The sequence below is a fragment of the Paracoccus sp. MKU1 genome (assembly GCF_001447385.1).
Lineage (GTDB): Bacteria > Pseudomonadota > Alphaproteobacteria > Rhodobacterales > Rhodobacteraceae > Paracoccus.
The window spans coordinates 1-16,080 of sequence record NZ_LLWQ01000125.1 but is presented as its reverse complement, the minus strand read 5'-3'; the positions used below and the strand labels follow the sequence as shown (position 1 = coordinate 16,080).

Sequence of the window (16,080 nt, the reverse complement as noted above, 5' to 3'; positions counted from 1 at the left end):
GGCCTCGCGGGCGCAATCTGCCCGTGAAACTCTGGACGCATCGGGGGATTGCCGGTAATCTTGCGACGAAACGGGGCGCGACGACCCCGACTGAGAGGCAGTCATGGCAATTCCCGAGCGGTTCTCGAACCTGCCGGATTACGCGTTTCCGCGCCTGCGGAAACTGCTCTCGGGCATCGAGCCCGGGGGCGATCCCCTGATCCTGACCATTGGCGAGCCGCGCCATGCGTTGCCGGATTTCGTCGGGCCGGTCATGGCCGAAAGCATCGCCGATTTCGGCAAATATCCCGCGAACGAGGGCACGGCCGAACTGCTGGCCGCGATCTCGGGCTGGCTCCAGCGCCGGCACGGGCTGGATGTCGCGCCCGAGCGCATCATGGCGCTGAACGGCACGCGCGAGGGGCTGTTCAACGCTGCCCTGGCGCTGGCGCCCGAGTGCAAGAACGGCCAGAAGCCCGCAATCCTGGTGCCGAACCCGTTCTATCAGGTCTATGCCGTGGCCGCCGCCGCCGTCGGCGCCGAGCCCGTCTTCGTACCCGCCACTCCGGAAACCGGCCACCTGCCGCGCTTTGCCGATCTGCCGGCCGCGGTGCTCGACCGTGCCACTGTGGCCTATCTGTGCTCGCCCGCCAATCCGCAGGGCAGCATCGCGTCCGAGGATTATCTCGAGGAGCTGATCGCGCTGGCCGACCGGCACGATTTCCTGGTGTTCTCCGACGAATGCTATTCCGAGATCTGGCGCGACGCGCCGCCGCCCGGCGCCTTGGCGGTGGCGACGCGCATGGGGCTGGCCGACCGGGTGGTGATGTTCAACTCGCTGTCGAAACGCTCGAACCTGCCGGGGCTGCGCTCGGGCTTCGCGGCGGGCGGGGTCGAGCAGATCGCCCAGATGCGGCGGCTGCGCAGCTATGCCGGCGCGCCCCTGCCGCTGCCGGTGCAGCGCGTCAGCGCCATGGCCTGGGGCGACGAGGGCCATGTCGAGGCCAGCCGGGCGCTCTATCAGCAGAAATACGCCATCGCCGACCGGGTGCTGGGCAATGTGCCGGGCTATCAGCCTGTGCAGGGCGGCTTCTTCCTGTGGCTGCCGGTGCCCGAAAGCGTCGGCGAGGGCGAGGCGGCGGCCAGGAAGCTTTGGGCCGAGGCCGGCATCCAGGTGCTGCCCGGCGCCTATCTGGCCCGCGACAGCCAGGCCGGCAATCCCGGCCGGAATTTCATCCGCGTGGCGCTGGTCGCCCCGGCGGACCAGACCGAGGCGGCGCTGAACCGCCTGAAAAACTGTTTGTATCAAGGGGGTTGACGCATGGCGAGCTGGCAGGCGAAACACCGCGATCCACTGTTCGACCAAAGCACGCAGGCGGCGTTGGAACGGCGCGGCAAGGAGTTGCTGGGCGCGGGCCTGGTCATCCTGGGCGTGCTGATCGCGATGATGCTGGTCAGCTATTCCCCCGACGACCCCAGCTTCATGTCGGCGACCGACCAGCCGGCGCAGAACTATCTGGGCCGCTTCGGCGCCTATGTCGCCTCGGCGCTGTTCATGATCACCGGCTACGGCACCTGGGTGCTGGTGGTCGGCGCGACGGTCTGGGGTCTGCGGCTGATGCTGCACCGGGGCGAAGAGCGGCTAATGCGCGGCATCTTCCTGCCCATCGCCATGGTGCTGGTGTCGATCTATGCCACATCGATGGCGCCGCCGGCCGACTGGACGCAAAGCTTCGGCCTGGGCGGGCATCTGGGCGACATGCTGATGGGCGGCATGCTGTCGGCCATGCCGATGAAGGCGTCCATCGCGATCAAGCTGCTGGCGCTCTTGACCGCCATCGGCGCCGTGGCCTTCCTGGCCTTCGTGCTGGGCTTCGACCGCAAGGAGCTGACCGTCATCCGCACCTTCCTGGCCGAGGGGCTGGCGACCGCCCGCCTCCTGGCGCTGCATGCGGCGGATCGCGGGGCGCGGCTGTCCTCGGGCGCGGCGCGCGGGATCAGGACCCGCGCCGAGGCCCGGCGCGAGCGCGCCGGCCGCGCCGGCAGCACCGCCCTGCCCCAGGCGCCGCGCAGCGCCCTGCCGGGCCTGCGCCCCGCCCCGGCACCGCTGGCCGAGGATCGCGATTTCGCGCCCCAGCCCGAGCTGATCGACCCCGAGACGCATTATGCCGAGGAGGACGAGCCGCCCTCGAACGCCGCGATCAGCGCCCGCATCAGCGATGCCATCCGCACCCGTTCCGAGGGTAAGGGCCTGCTGTCGGCAGTAACCGCGCGGCTGACCGGCGCCCGCGCCGCACCCGTCCGCGCCGAGCCGCCGCTGAGCGCCGAGGAGGAGGAGGACGAGGATTTCGCCGAACCCGTCAGCGCCGCGCCCTTCGGCGCCGAAACGCCGCGCGTCGTAGTGCCGCCGAAGAAGCCCGCCCCGTCGCGGCAGGCGCAATCCGAGGCACAGCCGGCGTTGCGCTTCGACGAATCGGCCAGCCATTACGAGCATCCGCCGCTGTCGCTGCTGACCGCGCCGACCACCGTCGAGCGCCACCAGCTCTCGCAAGAGGCGCTGATGGAAAACGCTCGCATGCTCGAGGCGGTGCTGGACGATTATGGCGTCAAGGGCCAGATCACCGAGGTCCGCCCCGGCCCGGTGGTCACGCTTTACGAGCTGGAGCCGGCGCCGGGGCTGAAGGCCAGCCGGGTGATCGGCCTGGCCGACGACATCGCGCGCAGCATGTCGGCGCTGTCGGCGCGCGTCTCGACCGTGCCCGGCCGCTCGGTGATCGGCATCGAGCTGCCCAATGCCCGGCGCGAGAAGGTGGTGCTGCGCGAGATCCTGGCCTCCAAGGCCTATGGCGACGGCACCCAGCCGCTGCCGCTGGCGCTTGGCAAGGATATCGGCGGCGGGCCGGTGGTGGCGAACCTGGCCAAGATGCCGCACCTCTTGATCGCCGGGACCACCGGCTCGGGCAAGTCGGTGGCGATCAACACCATGATCCTGTCGCTGCTCTACAAGCTGACGCCCGAGGAATGCCGGCTCATCATGATCGACCCCAAGATGCTGGAACTGTCGGTCTATGACGGCATCCCGCATCTGCTTTCCCCCGTCGTCACCGATCCCAAGAAGGCCGTGGTCGCCCTGAAATGGGTCGTGGGCGAGATGGAGGAACGCTATCGCAAGATGTCCAAGATGGGCGTGCGCAACATCGAGGGCTATAACGGCCGCGTGCGCGAGGCGCTGGACAAGGGCGAGCTGTTCAAGCGCACCGTGCAGACCGGCTTCGACGAGGACACCGGCGAGCCGGTCTTCGAGACCGAGGAGTTCCAGCCCGAGACCTTCCCCTATATCGTCGTCATCGTGGACGAGATGGCCGACCTGATGATGGTTGCCGGCAAGGAGATCGAGGCCTGCATCCAGCGCCTTGCGCAGATGGCGCGGGCCTCGGGCATCCACCTGATCATGGCGACGCAGCGCCCCTCGGTCGATGTCATCACCGGCACGATCAAGGCCAACTTCCCGACCCGGATCAGCTTCCAGGTCACCTCCAAGATCGACAGCCGCACCATCCTGGGCGAGCAGGGCGCCGAGCAATTGCTGGGCCAGGGCGACATGCTCTACATGGCCGGCGGCTCGCGCATCACCCGCGTCCACGGGCCCTTCGTCAGCGACGAGGAGGTCGAGGAGGTGGTGAACCACCTGAAAAGCTTCGGCCCGCCCAGCTACATGTCCGGCGTGGTCGAGGGCCCGGACGAGGAACGCGCCGACAGCATCGACCAGGTGCTGGGGCTTTCGAGCGGCGAAGGCGGGGATGCCGAGCTTTACGACATGGCCGTCGCCATCGTCGCCAAGGACCGCAAATGCTCGACCTCCTATATCCAGCGCAAGCTGGCCATCGGCTACAACAAGGCCGCGCGGCTGGTCGAGCAGATGGAGGAACAGGGCGTCGTCACCCCGGCCAACCATGTCGGCAAGCGCGAGGTTCTGGTGCCGGAGGTCTGAGGCGGGCCGCACATCGGGATCAAGGGCCGGGCCGCTGCGCCCGGCCTTTCTCGTTGCGCGCCCTGCTGCGGCCTAGCCGGCCAGCCTGCCCAGATGCAGCGCCAGCGCCTGGCGCGCGGCCGGACCGATAAGCGAGCCGTGGTTTTCCGCAGGATGCGGGCGGTAGACCAGGTCGAGCCCCGGAATGCCCGACAGCTGGGCCAGGATCGGCGGCACTGCCGCCCCCGAATTGGCGATCAGCAGCGGCACCGCCGGCTCCAGCCGCCCGCCCGCCGCCATGATGCCGCCGCGAAAGGCACGGGCCTCGCGCAGGGGCTCGCCGGCGTTCCACCAGGTCGAGGGATCGGCGGCGGCATAGCGGGCGAACAGGCGCGGCCGGCTGAACAGCGCGTTCAGCACGAAAAGCCCGCCCAGCGAATGGCCGAACAGCGTTAGGTTGCCCGTGTCCAGGGGTAGGCGCCGGGACAGTTCGGGCAGAAGCTGCGCCGCGATCATGTCCAGCAAGGCGTCCTGCCCGCCGGTCGGACGATCGCCTGGACCGCGCAGCCCCTCTTGCGCCGGCACCGGCTGCTTGCCGGGCGAGGTCAGGTCGAACCAGCGGCGGGCAGGATCGAAGCGGGTCTCGACCGGATAGCCGATGCCGACCAGCGCCACGGGCGCCTCGGGGGCCAGTTCCTGGCGCAGATGCCACAGGATCGGAAAGGTCGCGTTGCCGTCCAGCGCCAGGATCGCGGAATAGCCGCCCCGCGGCGCCGCCACCGAGGGCTGGCCCAGAAAGATGCGCCAGGGCGCCTTGGCCGGGCCAAGGTCAAAATGGCTGGCGCGGGGATGGTCGATCCGCTCGGCCGGCTCCAGCCCGCGCGGCCGGCGTTCCTGCGCCCGCGCCATGCCGCCGGCCATGGCGATCAGCGACGCCGCAAGGAGGTTGCGTCGGGAAAGGGGAATGTGCATCGTCGCCTCCGGTCCATCGGCGGGCTGGCGGATGCGGGCTCGCCCTTGCCCGCAACGGGTAGCGGGCAAGCCGCGCAGGCGCAAGGCCGCTTCCCGTCGGGCCGTCTCTATCCCTCATGCCCCATGATCGGCCGGGCCTGGGCCGAGCGGCCGGTGGCCGAGTCCTCGTCCACCGTGACCACCACCGACAGGCCCGGCTCCAGATAATCCGCCATCTCCTGCCCCGGGTCGATCGCGATGCGCACCGGCAGGCGCTGCGCGACCTTGGTGAAATTGCCGGTGGCGTTGGACGCGGCCAGCAGGCTGAACTCGGACGCCGTGGCCGGCGAGAAGGCCTCGACCCGGCCGGTAAAGGCGCGGTGCCGCATGGCGTCCACGGTGAATGTGGCGCGGTCGCCGACGCGCATGCCGTGCAGCTCGGTCTCGCGGAAATTGGCGATGACCCAGACCTCGGGGCCGACATGGCTGACCAGCGCGGTGCCGGCGGTCACATACTGGCCCAGCCGCACCCCGACCTGACCCAGCCGCCCATCCGAGGGCGCGCGGATCACCGTGTTGTCCAGGTCGATCCGCGCCAGTTCGACCGCCGCGCGGGCCGAGGCGATCTCGGCGCGCTTGGCGGCCAGCCCGACCTGGGCGCCGGCGACGTTCTCGCGCGCCACGGCAATGGCGCTTTCGGCCTGGGTGACGGCGGCCTCGGTCTGGCGCAGCGCCAGCTCGCTCTGGTCGGCCGAGCTTTGCGCCGTCACGCCGCGCGATTGCAGGGCCTGCGCCCGGTCCCAGGTCGAGGCCGCGGTGTCCCGCGCCGCCTGCGCCGCCGACAGCGCCGCCTCGGCCGATTGCAGGCTGGCCTGGGCGGAATGCACGCTCTGTTCCTGGATCTTCAGCGCCGCCTCGGCGCCTTCCAGCATGGCCTGGGCCTGCGCGAGCTTCTGGCGATATTGCCGGTCGTCGAGCCGGGCGATGACCTGGCCGCCGGCGACCGGCTGGAAGTCCTGCACCTCGACCGCCGCGACATAGCCCGAAAGCTGCGGTGCGATGGTGGTCAGCTGGCCGCGGATATAGGCATTCTCGGTCTGCGGATGGGCCGGGCGAAACGGCGGCAGGTGCCAGGCGTAAAGCACGATCAACAGGCCGGCCAGGCCGGCCGCCAGGGCGATCAGCGTCGGGATCAGGTGGTTCTTGGTCATGTCTCGGGCTCGGAACGGGTTTGGGCGCCGGCGGGCAGCGGCCAGAAGCGCGCCATCAGCCAGTCGCGGAACAGGTGCAGGAGCAACGCGCAAAGCGCTGCCGACGCCACCAGGAAGGTCAGGAAATAGGCATCGTTATAGGCCATGACATAAGCCTGCGCGCTGGCATCCTGCGCGATCTGCGCCACCGCCTGCGCGCTTCGCTGCGCGGCATCGGCGATCTGCGGCGCCAGCGCCATGCTGCGCTGCGCGATCTCGGCCGCGGTTTGCGGATCGGCGGCCGTCAGATCCTCACGCAGCACTTGCAGATGCAGGGCCTGGCGGTGGTTGATGAGGGTCGAGAACAGGCCCGACCCCATGGCCCCGCCCAAGGATTGCGTGGACAGGAAAACGATGACGAAGGACAGGATGTAGTTCGGCCCGCGCGCCAGGGCCGAAAGCAGCCCGCGCATCATCGCCGGCGCCAGGAAGAACGAGCCGGCAAAGGCGATCAGCGCCTGGCTCAGCATCATCTGCGCCGGCCGGGTGTCGATGGTGGCATGGCTGTCCATGAAGGCTCCGGCAGCGATCAGCGCCAGCGCGATGACGTGGAACAGCGGCACCCGCTCGGGCTTCATGAAGGGGATCAGCGCCAGCCCGCCCAGCACCGAGGCCACCGAGATCATCGCGAACAGCGGCACCAGCTGGTCCTGCGTCACGCCCAGCACCTGGAACATGCGCGGCGCGCCCGCGCTTTGCTCGGACAGCACCAGCCGAAAGATCAGCAGCGTCGCCGTCAGGTGCAGCATGGCGGGGCTGGCCAGCCAGCGGATGTCCAGCAGCGGCGCCTTGCGGTGCAGCTCGATCACCACGGCCAGGGTCAGCGCCACGATGGACAGCGCCAGCACCCAGCCCAGCCAGGCCACGTCGGTCCACCAATGGATCGAGCCCATGATGAAGCCGACCGTCAGCCCGCCGAATCCGGTGGCGATCAGCAGCCAGCTGACCAGGTCCATGGCGGCGATCACCTTGACCCGCGGCGCCGAGGTCAGCGGCAGGGCATAGACCAGCGCCAGCGAAACCGCCGCCAGCCCCAGCGCCATGTAATGCAGCCCGTCCCAGCCGTGATCGCCCATCAGCGCCGGCGAGATCACCCGCGCCAGCATCGGCCCGGTCGCGACCATGGCCAGCACCATGGGCAGGCCCAGCCGCATCTTCCAGGCCGGCGGCAGCGGCTCGAGCATATACATGAAGGCCAGCGTGGAGAGCGGCGCCGAGGCCATGCCGGCGACGAACTGCACCGCCACCGCCGAGCGCAGGTCCGAGATGGCCAAGGCCGCCAGCGAAACCGCCAGATAGATCAGGATCGCCACCTCGGCAAAGCGGCGCAGGCCGAACTGGGTGCGGATCTTGATCAGCAACAGCGGCATCGAGGCGCGCGGGATCATGAAGGCCGCCATCAGCCAGCTGGCCTGCGTGGTGGTGGCGCCCAGATCGCCGGCGATCTGCGGGATGTTGGTGCTGACGAAACCCTGCGCCAGACCCTGCGTCAGGCCGATGACGACCGAGGCGCCGATATAGCCCAGCGTGGCCGGCCAGGACATCGGCACGAAGGGCGGCGCCGCCGCGGCCGGTGCAGCAGGCGCAGGCGCCGCCGGAGCGGCCTGGGTTTGGCTCATGCCTGCCTCAGCCTTTCCGCGTTCTGCGCCATCTGCGTCAGCGTCCGGCGCGTGACCGCCAGATCCTCGGGCGCAATGCCTTCGGCCAGTGTGGCATCGACCTCGGCGCGAAACCCCAGCAGGGGCTCGATCCGGGCGAGTTCGGTCAGATAGACCGCGTGCTTGCGGGCATCCTCGGGGATTGGGCGGCGCTCGGCCAGGCCCTGATTCTCCAGCGCATCCAGCAGGCGTTTCAGCGTGGGCGTCTCGATGCCCAGGATCGCGGCCAGCTGGGCCTGGCTTGCGCCCTCATGGCGGCCGATGGTGGTCAGCAGCCGGGCGCGGGCAAAGGTCAGCCCGTATTGTTCGACGCGCTGCTCAAAGGCAGCCCGCAACGTGCGCGTCAGTTCGATCAGCGATTCCACAATCGTGAAGGGACGGTCTGGCATGGAGATTCCCACTGTCCGCAAAATTCATTAGCAAGCTAATGAGCTCGCCGCAGTTATGCAAGACCCCGCCGCGCGGCTGCGGGCGGGGTCGGCGGCTGCGGCCTGCGGGGCCGGGGTCAGTAGTCGCGTTCGTAGAACAGGCCGATGGTGCTTTCGCCCTCGCTGTCCACCGAGCCGCGCGCGGTCAGCGTCTCGGAGACGTCCAGGTTCAGGTTCAGCTTGGTCTTGCCGTCGGCGCCGACCTGCACATCGGTATAGAGGTTCTCGGACAGGTATTTTCCGGCCCGGACCGAGACATTGCCGTCATCGTCCGTCGCCAGGTCCAGATCGTCCAGCCCGGTCGAGGCCCGCAGCCGCCCGACAATGCCTTCGCCGCCACGCCCGGCGAGCGTCGCCACGGCGCTGGCCAGCTGCGCGGCCTGAAGCGCGCTGATATTATCCAGCCCGCGCCCGAACAGCAGCTGCGACAGCACCTCCTCCTGCGGCATGTCGGGCGAGGATTCGAAGGTGATCTCGGGGTCCCGCGCCTCGCCGTCGATGATGATGCGGGTGGTGATGTCGTCCTGAACCGTCTCGGCCACCAGCCGGATCACCGGAATCAGGCTGCCCTGCAACTCGATCAGCCCCTCGGTCATGTCGAACCGCTTGCCCAGCAGATCGACCCGGCCGCGGATCAGTTCCAGCTGGCCGATGGGGATGGGCTGGCGGGCATTGCCGGTCAGGCGCAACTCGCCGCCCAGTTCGGCATCGACGCCGCGGCCGCGGATGAAGACCTGGGAGGGGGCCGAGATCAGCAGGTCGAAGCGCGCCGGATTGGCCGGCGGCGTCGCCGGGGGCGCGGCCATACCGGCCTGGCGCGAGGCCTCGCTGGGATATTCCAGCAGCCCGGCCTTGGCGCGGGTCTGGCGTTGCGGCGGGCGTTCGGAGCGGTGGATGATGTCCGGGATCGCCTTGGCGCCGCCCAGCCCGGTCGAGGGGATACGCAGCTCGGTATGGCCGACATCGATGCGGCCCGAGACCAGCGGCCCCTGCCCCACCGTGCCCGCGACATTGATCGCGCCGTTCACCAGCGTCTCGTAGAGGTTGGGGTCGCGCAGCACCACGTTGGACAGCCGCACGTCCAGGTTCATCTGCCGGTCACCGACCAGGCTGACCGGGCCGCTGACGGTGATGGTGCCGCCGGCCTCGACCGCGCCGCGCACATCGACGGCGATGCGGCCGGCGTTGAAATCGGCATTGGCGTTCAGGCTGCCGACGGCCAGGCCGAAGCGCGGCTCGGCCAGCCGGCCATTCGTCAGCGCCACCCGGCCCGACAGCGATTCCAGCGCCGGCCGGCCGTTCAGGCGCAGATCGAAGCTCAGCGGCCCCTCGATCGAGCGGGTCCGCAGAAAGGGGTTGGCGGCGGCGGCATTGCTGCTGCCGCTGACCGCGATATCGGCGGTGGACAGGTCCGTCGCCGCGGTGCCGGTCACCCTGGCCTGGGTATTGCCAGGCCCGGTCGCGGTCAGGTTCACCTCATAGGCACGGCCGGTGTTGTGGATTCGGCCGGCCACCGTCGCCGGACCGGGGAAGCCCGACACCAGCAGGCCCAGATCGTTCAGCCGGGCGTCGAGGTTCAGCCCCTCGGCGGGGCTGCCGTCGCCGGTGACGGAAAGCTGCGGATTCTGCGCGCGCAGCCGGCTGACGGTCAGGCTGCCGTCCGGCCGTTGCACGGCGGCAAGGTCGAAGCTGGTCTCGCCCGCCAGCACGGCATCGGCCTGCGGATTGCCGACCCCCAGCCCACGCGCCGAGCCGTTGGCGGTGATCTGCCGGCCGCCGCCCGGCTGGTCCACGACATGGCCCGAGGCACTGACCGCGCCCCGGAAGCCGCGGCCAAGAAAGCGCAGGTCGTCGGCGCGCAGGGTCGCGGTCAGATCGGTCGCGCCCGGGCCCACCCGGCCCTCGGCGCCAAGGTTCAGGCGTGGATTCTCGACCGTCGCGGTCTCGATGGAAAACACGCCGTCGCGCTCGATCCCGTGCAGGGCCAGCCGGGTCTCGCCGGCCAGCGCGCCATCGACCTGCGCCTGGCCAAAGGACAGGTCGGTGCCGGTGCCGGTCACGTCCAGCCGCCGCGCGCCGGAACCGTCGTCCTTGAAGCTGCCCCGCGCGTTCAGCGCGCCGCGCCAGCCGCGGCCGAAGCTGGCCAGCGACCGGATCTCGACCCGGCCCTCCATGTCGGTGCCGCTGGGCGCGATGCGGCCCTGCGCGGTCGCCAGCATCTGCTGGTTGGTCAGGTCGAAATCGTGCACGGTGATCTCGTCCCCGCGCTGCTCGGCCGAAAGGCGCAGGTCGGTCACGCCGGTCAGCGCCCCGTCCACGTCCTGCTGGCCGAAGCGCAGGTCGGTGCCGCGCCCGGTCAGCTCGATCCGGCGGGCGCCGTCCTGTTCCACCGCCGTCGCCTCGGCGGTCAGCCCGCCCGAGAAGCCGCGCCCCAGCACCGCAAGGTCGGGCACGGACAGGTTCAGCGTCGCATCCATCGTCCCCGGGGCGAAATCGCCCCGGCCCTGCGCGTCGAGCTGCGGATTGGTCAGCCGGAAGGTCTGCACCTCGAAACTGCCCTGCGATTCTGCGGCCTCGACCAGCAGATCGGTTTCGCCCTTCAGCGCCCCATCAAGCTCGGCGATGCCGGTGACCAGATCCTGCGCCGTGCCGGTCAGGGTGACCTTGCGCGCCCCGGCGGCGCCGGTGACGCGGGCCTCGGTACGGACGCTGCCCGAAAAATCCGGGTCGGCGACCGACAGGTCGGGCATGGCGATGGTGGCGGTCAGGGTGCTGGAATAGCTGTCCAGCCGGCCCTGCGCCTCGGCGGTCAGGTTCTGCGCGTTCACCATCAGCTTGCGCAGATTGATGCCCGAGGTGTCGCGCCGGGCGCTGAGCTCGATGCGCGACTGGCCGGCCAGCATCCGGTCGGCATGGTCCTGGCCGATGCGGATGTCGTTGCCCAGCACCTGCGCCTCGACGTCGAAACCCTTGCCCAGCAGCGCGTAGCGACCCTTGATATGGGCATCGGCAGAGCCGCCGAGCTCGCGCCCGGCCAGGGTCGAGAAGCGCGCGACATTGCGGTGCTGCGCGGTGATGTCGCCCGACAGCGTGATCCCGGTCCGCAGGCCCGAGACGGTCGCCTCGCCCTTGAAGCCGAAATCCTCGCCGTTGATGTTCATGCCCCAGAGCCGCAGCGCATTGCCGGGGGCGAAGGCAAAGTTGAGCCCGCCGTTCAGCGTCTCGCCCAGGGCCTGCGCCAGGCCGGGATCGGCCGGGGCCAGCTCGTCCATGCCGAAGGCGATCCAGCCGCGCACTTCCTCCAGCGCCTGTTCGGCGGTCAACGCGATGCGCCCGCGCCCGTCCATCCGCAGCTCCGACAGGGAGATGTCGTCGCGGGCGATGTCGCCCACCACGCCCTTGAGCACCCAGCCCGAGCCCTGCGCCGCGTCGTAATCCAGCCGCAGGCTGCCCGAGCGCACCGTGGTCGGCCGGTCGGCCCAGGGCAGCCGCACCGGCAATTGCGCAGCCCCCGCATCCTCGCCCAGCAGCAGCGTCAGATGCGCGCTTTCCGGCGCGCCGCGGCTGGTGGTGGCCAGGCTGCCGTCCAGCCGCAGCGCCTCGGTCGCCAGGCGCAGCGAGGGGATGACCAGCCGGCCGTCCTGGCCGCGCCAGCCCTCGGCCAGAAGCTGGGACTGGCTGCCGAAAAAGGCGCGGTGCTGCGGCGGGGCCAGGGCGGCCACGTCGCCGCCCAGCTCGGCGCGGAAGGCGGTGCCGGGGGCGCCGCCGCGTTCTTCCGCATCGACCGAGACGGTGCCGGTCACGCGCGGCTGGCCGTCGGTCGCCAGCTGGATATTGGCGGTGAAATCCGACATCGGCCCCTCGCCCGCGATCTCGGCGGTGACCGCGGGGCGGTCGTGCAGCTTGACCGCGTTCACGAACAACCCGTCGCGATCCTCGTCCAGCTTGAGATCGAAGCGCAGCACCCGGGTCTCGTTGGAAAAGCCCGCATCCAGTGCAAACTCGCCGCGCGGCCCGTCCACGCGGTTGATGGTCAGCTTGGTCTCGCCCTCGCCGCCCGACAGGTTCATCGAGCCATCGATGGAGATCACCGCCTCCTGCCCGATCACCGGCTGGCCCAGCTCCACCCGGCCGACGGCGATGCGGGCGATGTTCACCCCCACCGGCAGCTGCGGCAAGGAAAATTCCCGCGCCTCGGCCTGCGGTGCGCTGTCGCCGCCGCCCGGCAGGCGCGGCAGGATGATGCGCTCGGCCGAAAGCTCGTTGATCTCGACCCGGCGGGCCAGCAGCGCCGAGCGGGTCCATTGCATGGCGCCGTTTTCCAGCGTGATCCAGACCCCGTCGTCGTCGGCGATGGTCATGCGGTCGAAGGTGGCGCGCGAGGACAGCGCGCCGCGGAACCCCTCGATCACCACCTGCCGCCCGGCGCCGGACAGCTTTTCCTCCAGGAAGCGGGTGATGAAGCCGCGGTCGTCCTCGACCTCCTGCGAGATCTCGGCGGCGGTATCCTGCGCCAGCGCGGCCAGGGGGACGGCCAGCGCCAGGCCAAATGCGACAACGAGACGATAAGCCAGATCACGCATCAGAACGCCTGCCCCAGACCGATATAGACCTGCACCCCGCCGTCGTCGCCATCGCCGCCGCCGACCGGGGCGGCGATGTCGAAGCGCAAGGGTCCGACCGGCGTCTGATAGCGCACGCCCGCCCCGGCGCCGGCCTGCCAGCCGCTGGCGCCGGACCAGCCGCTGTCCTCCCACACCCGGCCGGCATCGGCGAAAAGCGCCAGCCCGATGCGCTCGCGGACCTGGATGCGGGTCTCGGCGGTCAGGGTGACGATGGACATGCCGCCGGTCTTGACCGGGCCGTCCGGGCCCTGGATCACCTCGACGCCAAGCGATTCATAGGAATGGCCGCGCACCGTGCCGCCGCCACCCGACCAGAACAGATAGTCGCGCGGGGTTTCCTCGATCTCGGGGCCGACCACGGTGCCCAGCCGCGCCCGGCCGGCCAGCGTGAAGCGGTCGTCGGCACCGAAGCTGTAATAGGCCCGCCCCTCGGCCAGAACCTGCGCGCCCGAGCCGGTTTCCTCCTGCAAGCCGACAAAGGGGGTGATGCCGCCGGACAGCCAATAGCCGCGCTTGGCGTCGGTCGGCTCGTCGCGCTTGTCCCAGGTGACCAGGGCCGGCAGGGCGAACAGCCGGAAATCGGTGCGGCCGCTGTCGTCGTCCACCCGCAGCGCCCGGTATTGCAGGGCGATGTCGGCGGTCAGCTCGTCGCTGGGGATCCAGGTGAAGCCCAGGCCGAAGGTGCCGGACTTGAGGTCGTAATCCTCTTCCTGAAGGCTTTCGACCTTGGCCAGCACATAGCCGGTGGTGTCGGCGGTGATGGTGGCCGGCCGGTCGATGCGCAGCCCCAGGCTGTAGTCGCGCCCGGTATCGCCGCCGATATCCGAGATGCTGGCATCGACGCGCAGCCGCTCGCCGCCGCGGAACAGGTTGCGGTTGATCCAATAGCCGGTCAGCGACAACCCGTCGGTGTTGGAATATTCGAAGCCGGCGCCCAGCCGGCGCAGCTTCTGCTCGGTCACCAGCAGATCCACGTCCAGCGTGTTGCCGGGGCCGATCTGGTCGGCCTCGGTCAGGGTGATGGCCGAGAACACGCCCGAGCGGCGCAGGCGCTTGCGCATGTCCTCGAGCTTTTCGGGATCGAAACGCTCGCCCTCGGGGAAGCCGGCGATCTTGCGCAGCCGGCGCGGGTCCATGCGCTGGTGGCCGCGGATGGTCAGCTGGCCAAAGCGCAGTTCGGGGCCCGGCGCCAGGCGGATGCGGCTGTCGATCAGGTTGGTGGCGTGATCGGCGATGATCTCGGTCTCGGCCACCTCGGCCTTGGCATGGCCGACATCGCGCCAGCTCGCGACGCCCGAGGTCGCGGCGTTCTTCATGTCGCCGGTGCGGGCGATCTCGCCCCGGCGATAGTCGCGCGGCAGTTCGGTCCCCGGCGCCACCGGCGCGATCTCGGCCCGGCTGTAGCGGAAGCGCGGCCCGGGCTGGACCGAGACCACCACCCGGCGCACCGTGCTGGGCGCATCGAGCGGGGCGATGCTGGCCGCCTCGACCCCGTCCAGCGTGATGTCGATGATGCCCGAGTAATAGCCCTGGTCGTAAAGCACGCCCAGAATGCGGGCGTAATCGCCGCGCGCCGCGGCCAGCATGTCCTGCCCGGTCACCCGCCCCTCGTCCTGGGCGCTGACCAGAAGCGAGGTCTGCCGGATCGCCGGAAGCAGGCCGTCATCGCCGCCATGCAGCTGGAAATCCAGGTCGACGGGAGAGCCGTCATTGCTGTCCCTGCCGAACCAGCCGGAAAAGGGCGAGGAGGAAGGCGAGCCCGAGGACTGCGCCCAGACCATGCCTGCGCCGGTTCCCAGCACGAATGCGGCAGCCGTTCCTGCCTTGATCCAGCTTTTCATTGCCTGACTGCCCTGCTTCTGGCGGTTTTGCCGAAAGCATTGCAGGCCGCGTCAACAAAATCCAGCGCAGCCGGCCCTTTGCAGGCAATTTTCAGCGAATTGCGGCCAGACAGCCATGCAGCGCGGCCATGTCGTCGCGGATCACGCCGACCGGGACCGCCTGCGGAATCCGCGCCATCAGCGGGTCGGAGAGGAAGGCGCGCTCGAAGATCTCGAACCGGTCGGTGCAGGAGCGCGCGACGCTGCCGGCCAGGAACAGCCCGTCCATCGGCATGAATCGCAAGGCAAGTTCGCGGCAGAACAGCCCGAACAGCCGCGCATAGAGCGCCAGCGTTTCCTCGGCCGCGCCATCGCCTTCGGCGGCGGCCGCGACCACGGCTTCCGCCCGGCCCTGGGCGCCGCCCATGCGCAATGCGTGCAGCCGGGCAAGACCGCGGCCGGCGAAAAGCTCCTCGACCGAATCGATGGCGCGGCCGGGCTCGCCCAGCGCCTCGGCCAGCGGAACGGCCACCGAAAGCGGCAGGCGGGTATGGCCCTCCTCGGATTCCAGGCAGGCGATGCCGCCACCGGACAGCACCTTGACCGCGCAGACGTTAAAGCCGGTGCCGGCATTCACCACCAGCCGCTGGCCGTTCGACAGCGCACCTTCCGGCGCCGCGCGCAGGAAACCCGCCGCCTCGCCGTCCAGCGCCGGCGTGGCATAGCCCAGCGCGATCAGGTCGTTGATCAGCCGGGCGCGCGGGGCGCCGGACAGCGCGCAGAGCCGCGCCTCGGAAAAGGTCCAGTCGCGGTTGGTCAGCCGCGCCTCGTCGCCCCAGACCGGGCCGGCGACGGCGACGCAGACCGCCTCAATCTGCGGGCTGCCCTGCTGGGCCAGGAACTTCACCACCACATCGTCGAAGGTGGCATGGTCGTCGCCGCGAAACCGCGTGATGGTCTCGGGTGCAAGGGCACCGTCCCGCGCCAGCGCCATCCGCGCATTGGTGCCGCCCACATCCGCCAACAGGATCGCCATGCCCATCCCCCCTTTATGGATGGCCCGCCCCTCCCGCCGCCGCTGGTGTAGGCTGTCGGCGTTCAAAGGAGGAAGGAGCGAACCATGAGCATTGTGATCCTCGGTATTGATCTCGGCAAGAACAGCTGCAGCCTGGTGGGGCTGGATGACAGCGGGAAGGTAGTGCTGCGACGTCGGATGCGTCGTGACAGCGTGATCGCCTTCGCATCGAAACTGTCGCCCTGCACGATGGCGATGGAGGCCTGCTGCGGCGCGCATCACATGGGACGAGCGCTGGCGGCGCTCGGGCACGAGGTTCGGCTGAKGTCGCCGGAATATGTGCGGCCCTACGTGAAGGCCCAGAAGAACGATGACCGCGATGCG

Annotated in this window: 9 protein-coding genes and 1 pseudogene; 3 read left to right on the top strand and 7 right to left on the bottom strand. The window is 70.0% G+C overall.

What is annotated here, in order from left to right:
* The first annotated feature begins 103 nt into the window (after positions 1-103).
* Positions 104-1,297: an aminotransferase class I/II-fold pyridoxal phosphate-dependent enzyme gene (locus AQY21_RS08140; protein WP_058097202.1), complete on the top strand. Its 1,194-nt coding sequence runs from the start codon at positions 104-106 to the stop codon at positions 1,295-1,297.
* Between the two features lie 3 nt (positions 1,298-1,300).
* Positions 1,301-3,970 (top strand): DNA translocase FtsK, encoded by a 2,670-nt coding sequence (locus AQY21_RS08135; RefSeq protein WP_058097201.1) that lies wholly within the window; start codon positions 1,301-1,303, stop codon positions 3,968-3,970.
* Between the two features lie 72 nt (positions 3,971-4,042).
* On the opposite strand, the gene AQY21_RS08130 is transcribed toward AQY21_RS08135, so the two are convergent.
* From AQY21_RS08130 to AQY21_RS08100, 7 genes are all read right to left on the bottom strand, one after another.
* Positions 4,043-4,921 carry an alpha/beta hydrolase gene (locus AQY21_RS08130; protein ID WP_058097200.1) on the bottom strand — a complete coding sequence of 293 codons (879 nt, stop codon included), beginning with the start codon at positions 4,919-4,921 and terminating at the stop codon, positions 4,043-4,045.
* Positions 4,922-5,028: 107 nt separating this feature from the next.
* The gene (locus AQY21_RS08125) at positions 5,029-6,111 is read right to left on the bottom strand and encodes an HlyD family secretion protein (protein ID WP_058097199.1); all 1,083 of its coding nucleotides are present in this window, start codon (positions 6,109-6,111) and stop codon (positions 5,029-5,031) included.
* Positions 6,108-7,769 (bottom strand): MFS transporter, encoded by a 1,662-nt coding sequence (locus AQY21_RS08120; protein ID WP_058097198.1) that lies wholly within the window; start codon positions 7,767-7,769, stop codon positions 6,108-6,110. Before AQY21_RS08120 ends, AQY21_RS08125 begins: the two co-directional genes overlap by 4 nt.
* Positions 7,766-8,197, bottom strand: a complete 432-nt coding sequence (locus tag AQY21_RS08115) for a MarR family winged helix-turn-helix transcriptional regulator (RefSeq protein ID WP_058097197.1) — start codon at positions 8,195-8,197, stop codon at positions 7,766-7,768. Before AQY21_RS08115 ends, AQY21_RS08120 begins: the two co-directional genes overlap by 4 nt.
* Before the next feature lie 116 nt (positions 8,198-8,313).
* The gene (locus AQY21_RS08110; RefSeq protein ID WP_058097196.1) at positions 8,314-12,819 is read right to left on the bottom strand and encodes a translocation/assembly module TamB domain-containing protein; all 4,506 of its coding nucleotides are present in this window, start codon (positions 12,817-12,819) and stop codon (positions 8,314-8,316) included.
* Positions 12,819-14,702 carry an autotransporter assembly complex family protein gene (locus tag AQY21_RS08105; protein ID WP_058097195.1) on the bottom strand — a complete coding sequence of 628 codons (1,884 nt, stop codon included), beginning with the start codon at positions 14,700-14,702 and terminating at the stop codon, positions 12,819-12,821. The genes AQY21_RS08110 and AQY21_RS08105 overlap by 1 nt, the downstream gene beginning before the upstream one ends.
* Before the next feature lie 91 nt (positions 14,703-14,793).
* On the bottom strand, positions 14,794-15,717 hold the full coding sequence (locus tag AQY21_RS08100) for a glucokinase (RefSeq protein WP_058097257.1): 924 nt from the start codon (positions 15,715-15,717) through the stop codon (positions 14,794-14,796).
* 84 nt (positions 15,718-15,801) lie between these two features.
* Between AQY21_RS08100 and AQY21_RS08095 the strand changes: the two are divergent.
* Positions 15,802-16,080 (top strand): annotated as a pseudogene (locus AQY21_RS08095) (IS110 family transposase); the annotation flags it as partial.

What these genes read in the sequence shown, in the direction of transcription:
- AQY21_RS08140 (WP_058097202.1), top strand. Translation starts at nt 104, where the DNA reads ATGGCAATTCCCGAGCGGTTCTCGAACCTGCCGGATTACGCGTTTCCG.
- AQY21_RS08135 (WP_058097201.1), top strand. Translation starts at nt 1,301, where the DNA reads ATGGCGAGCTGGCAGGCGAAACACCGCGATCCACTGTTCGACCAAAGC.
- AQY21_RS08130 (WP_058097200.1), bottom strand. Translation starts at nt 4,921, where the DNA reads ATGCACATTCCCCTTTCCCGACGCAACCTCCTTGCGGCGTCGCTGATC.
- AQY21_RS08125 (WP_058097199.1), bottom strand. Translation starts at nt 6,111, where the DNA reads ATGACCAAGAACCACCTGATCCCGACGCTGATCGCCCTGGCGGCCGGC.
- AQY21_RS08120 (WP_058097198.1), bottom strand. Translation starts at nt 7,769, where the DNA reads ATGAGCCAAACCCAGGCCGCTCCGGCGGCGCCTGCGCCTGCTGCACCG.
- AQY21_RS08115 (WP_058097197.1), bottom strand. Translation starts at nt 8,197, where the DNA reads ATGCCAGACCGTCCCTTCACGATTGTGGAATCGCTGATCGAACTGACG.
- AQY21_RS08110 (WP_058097196.1), bottom strand. Translation starts at nt 12,819, where the DNA reads ATGCGTGATCTGGCTTATCGTCTCGTTGTCGCATTTGGCCTGGCGCTG.
- AQY21_RS08105 (WP_058097195.1), bottom strand. Translation starts at nt 14,702, where the DNA reads ATGAAAAGCTGGATCAAGGCAGGAACGGCTGCCGCATTCGTGCTGGGA.
- AQY21_RS08100 (WP_058097257.1), bottom strand. Translation starts at nt 15,717, where the DNA reads ATGGCGATCCTGTTGGCGGATGTGGGCGGCACCAATGCGCGGATGGCG.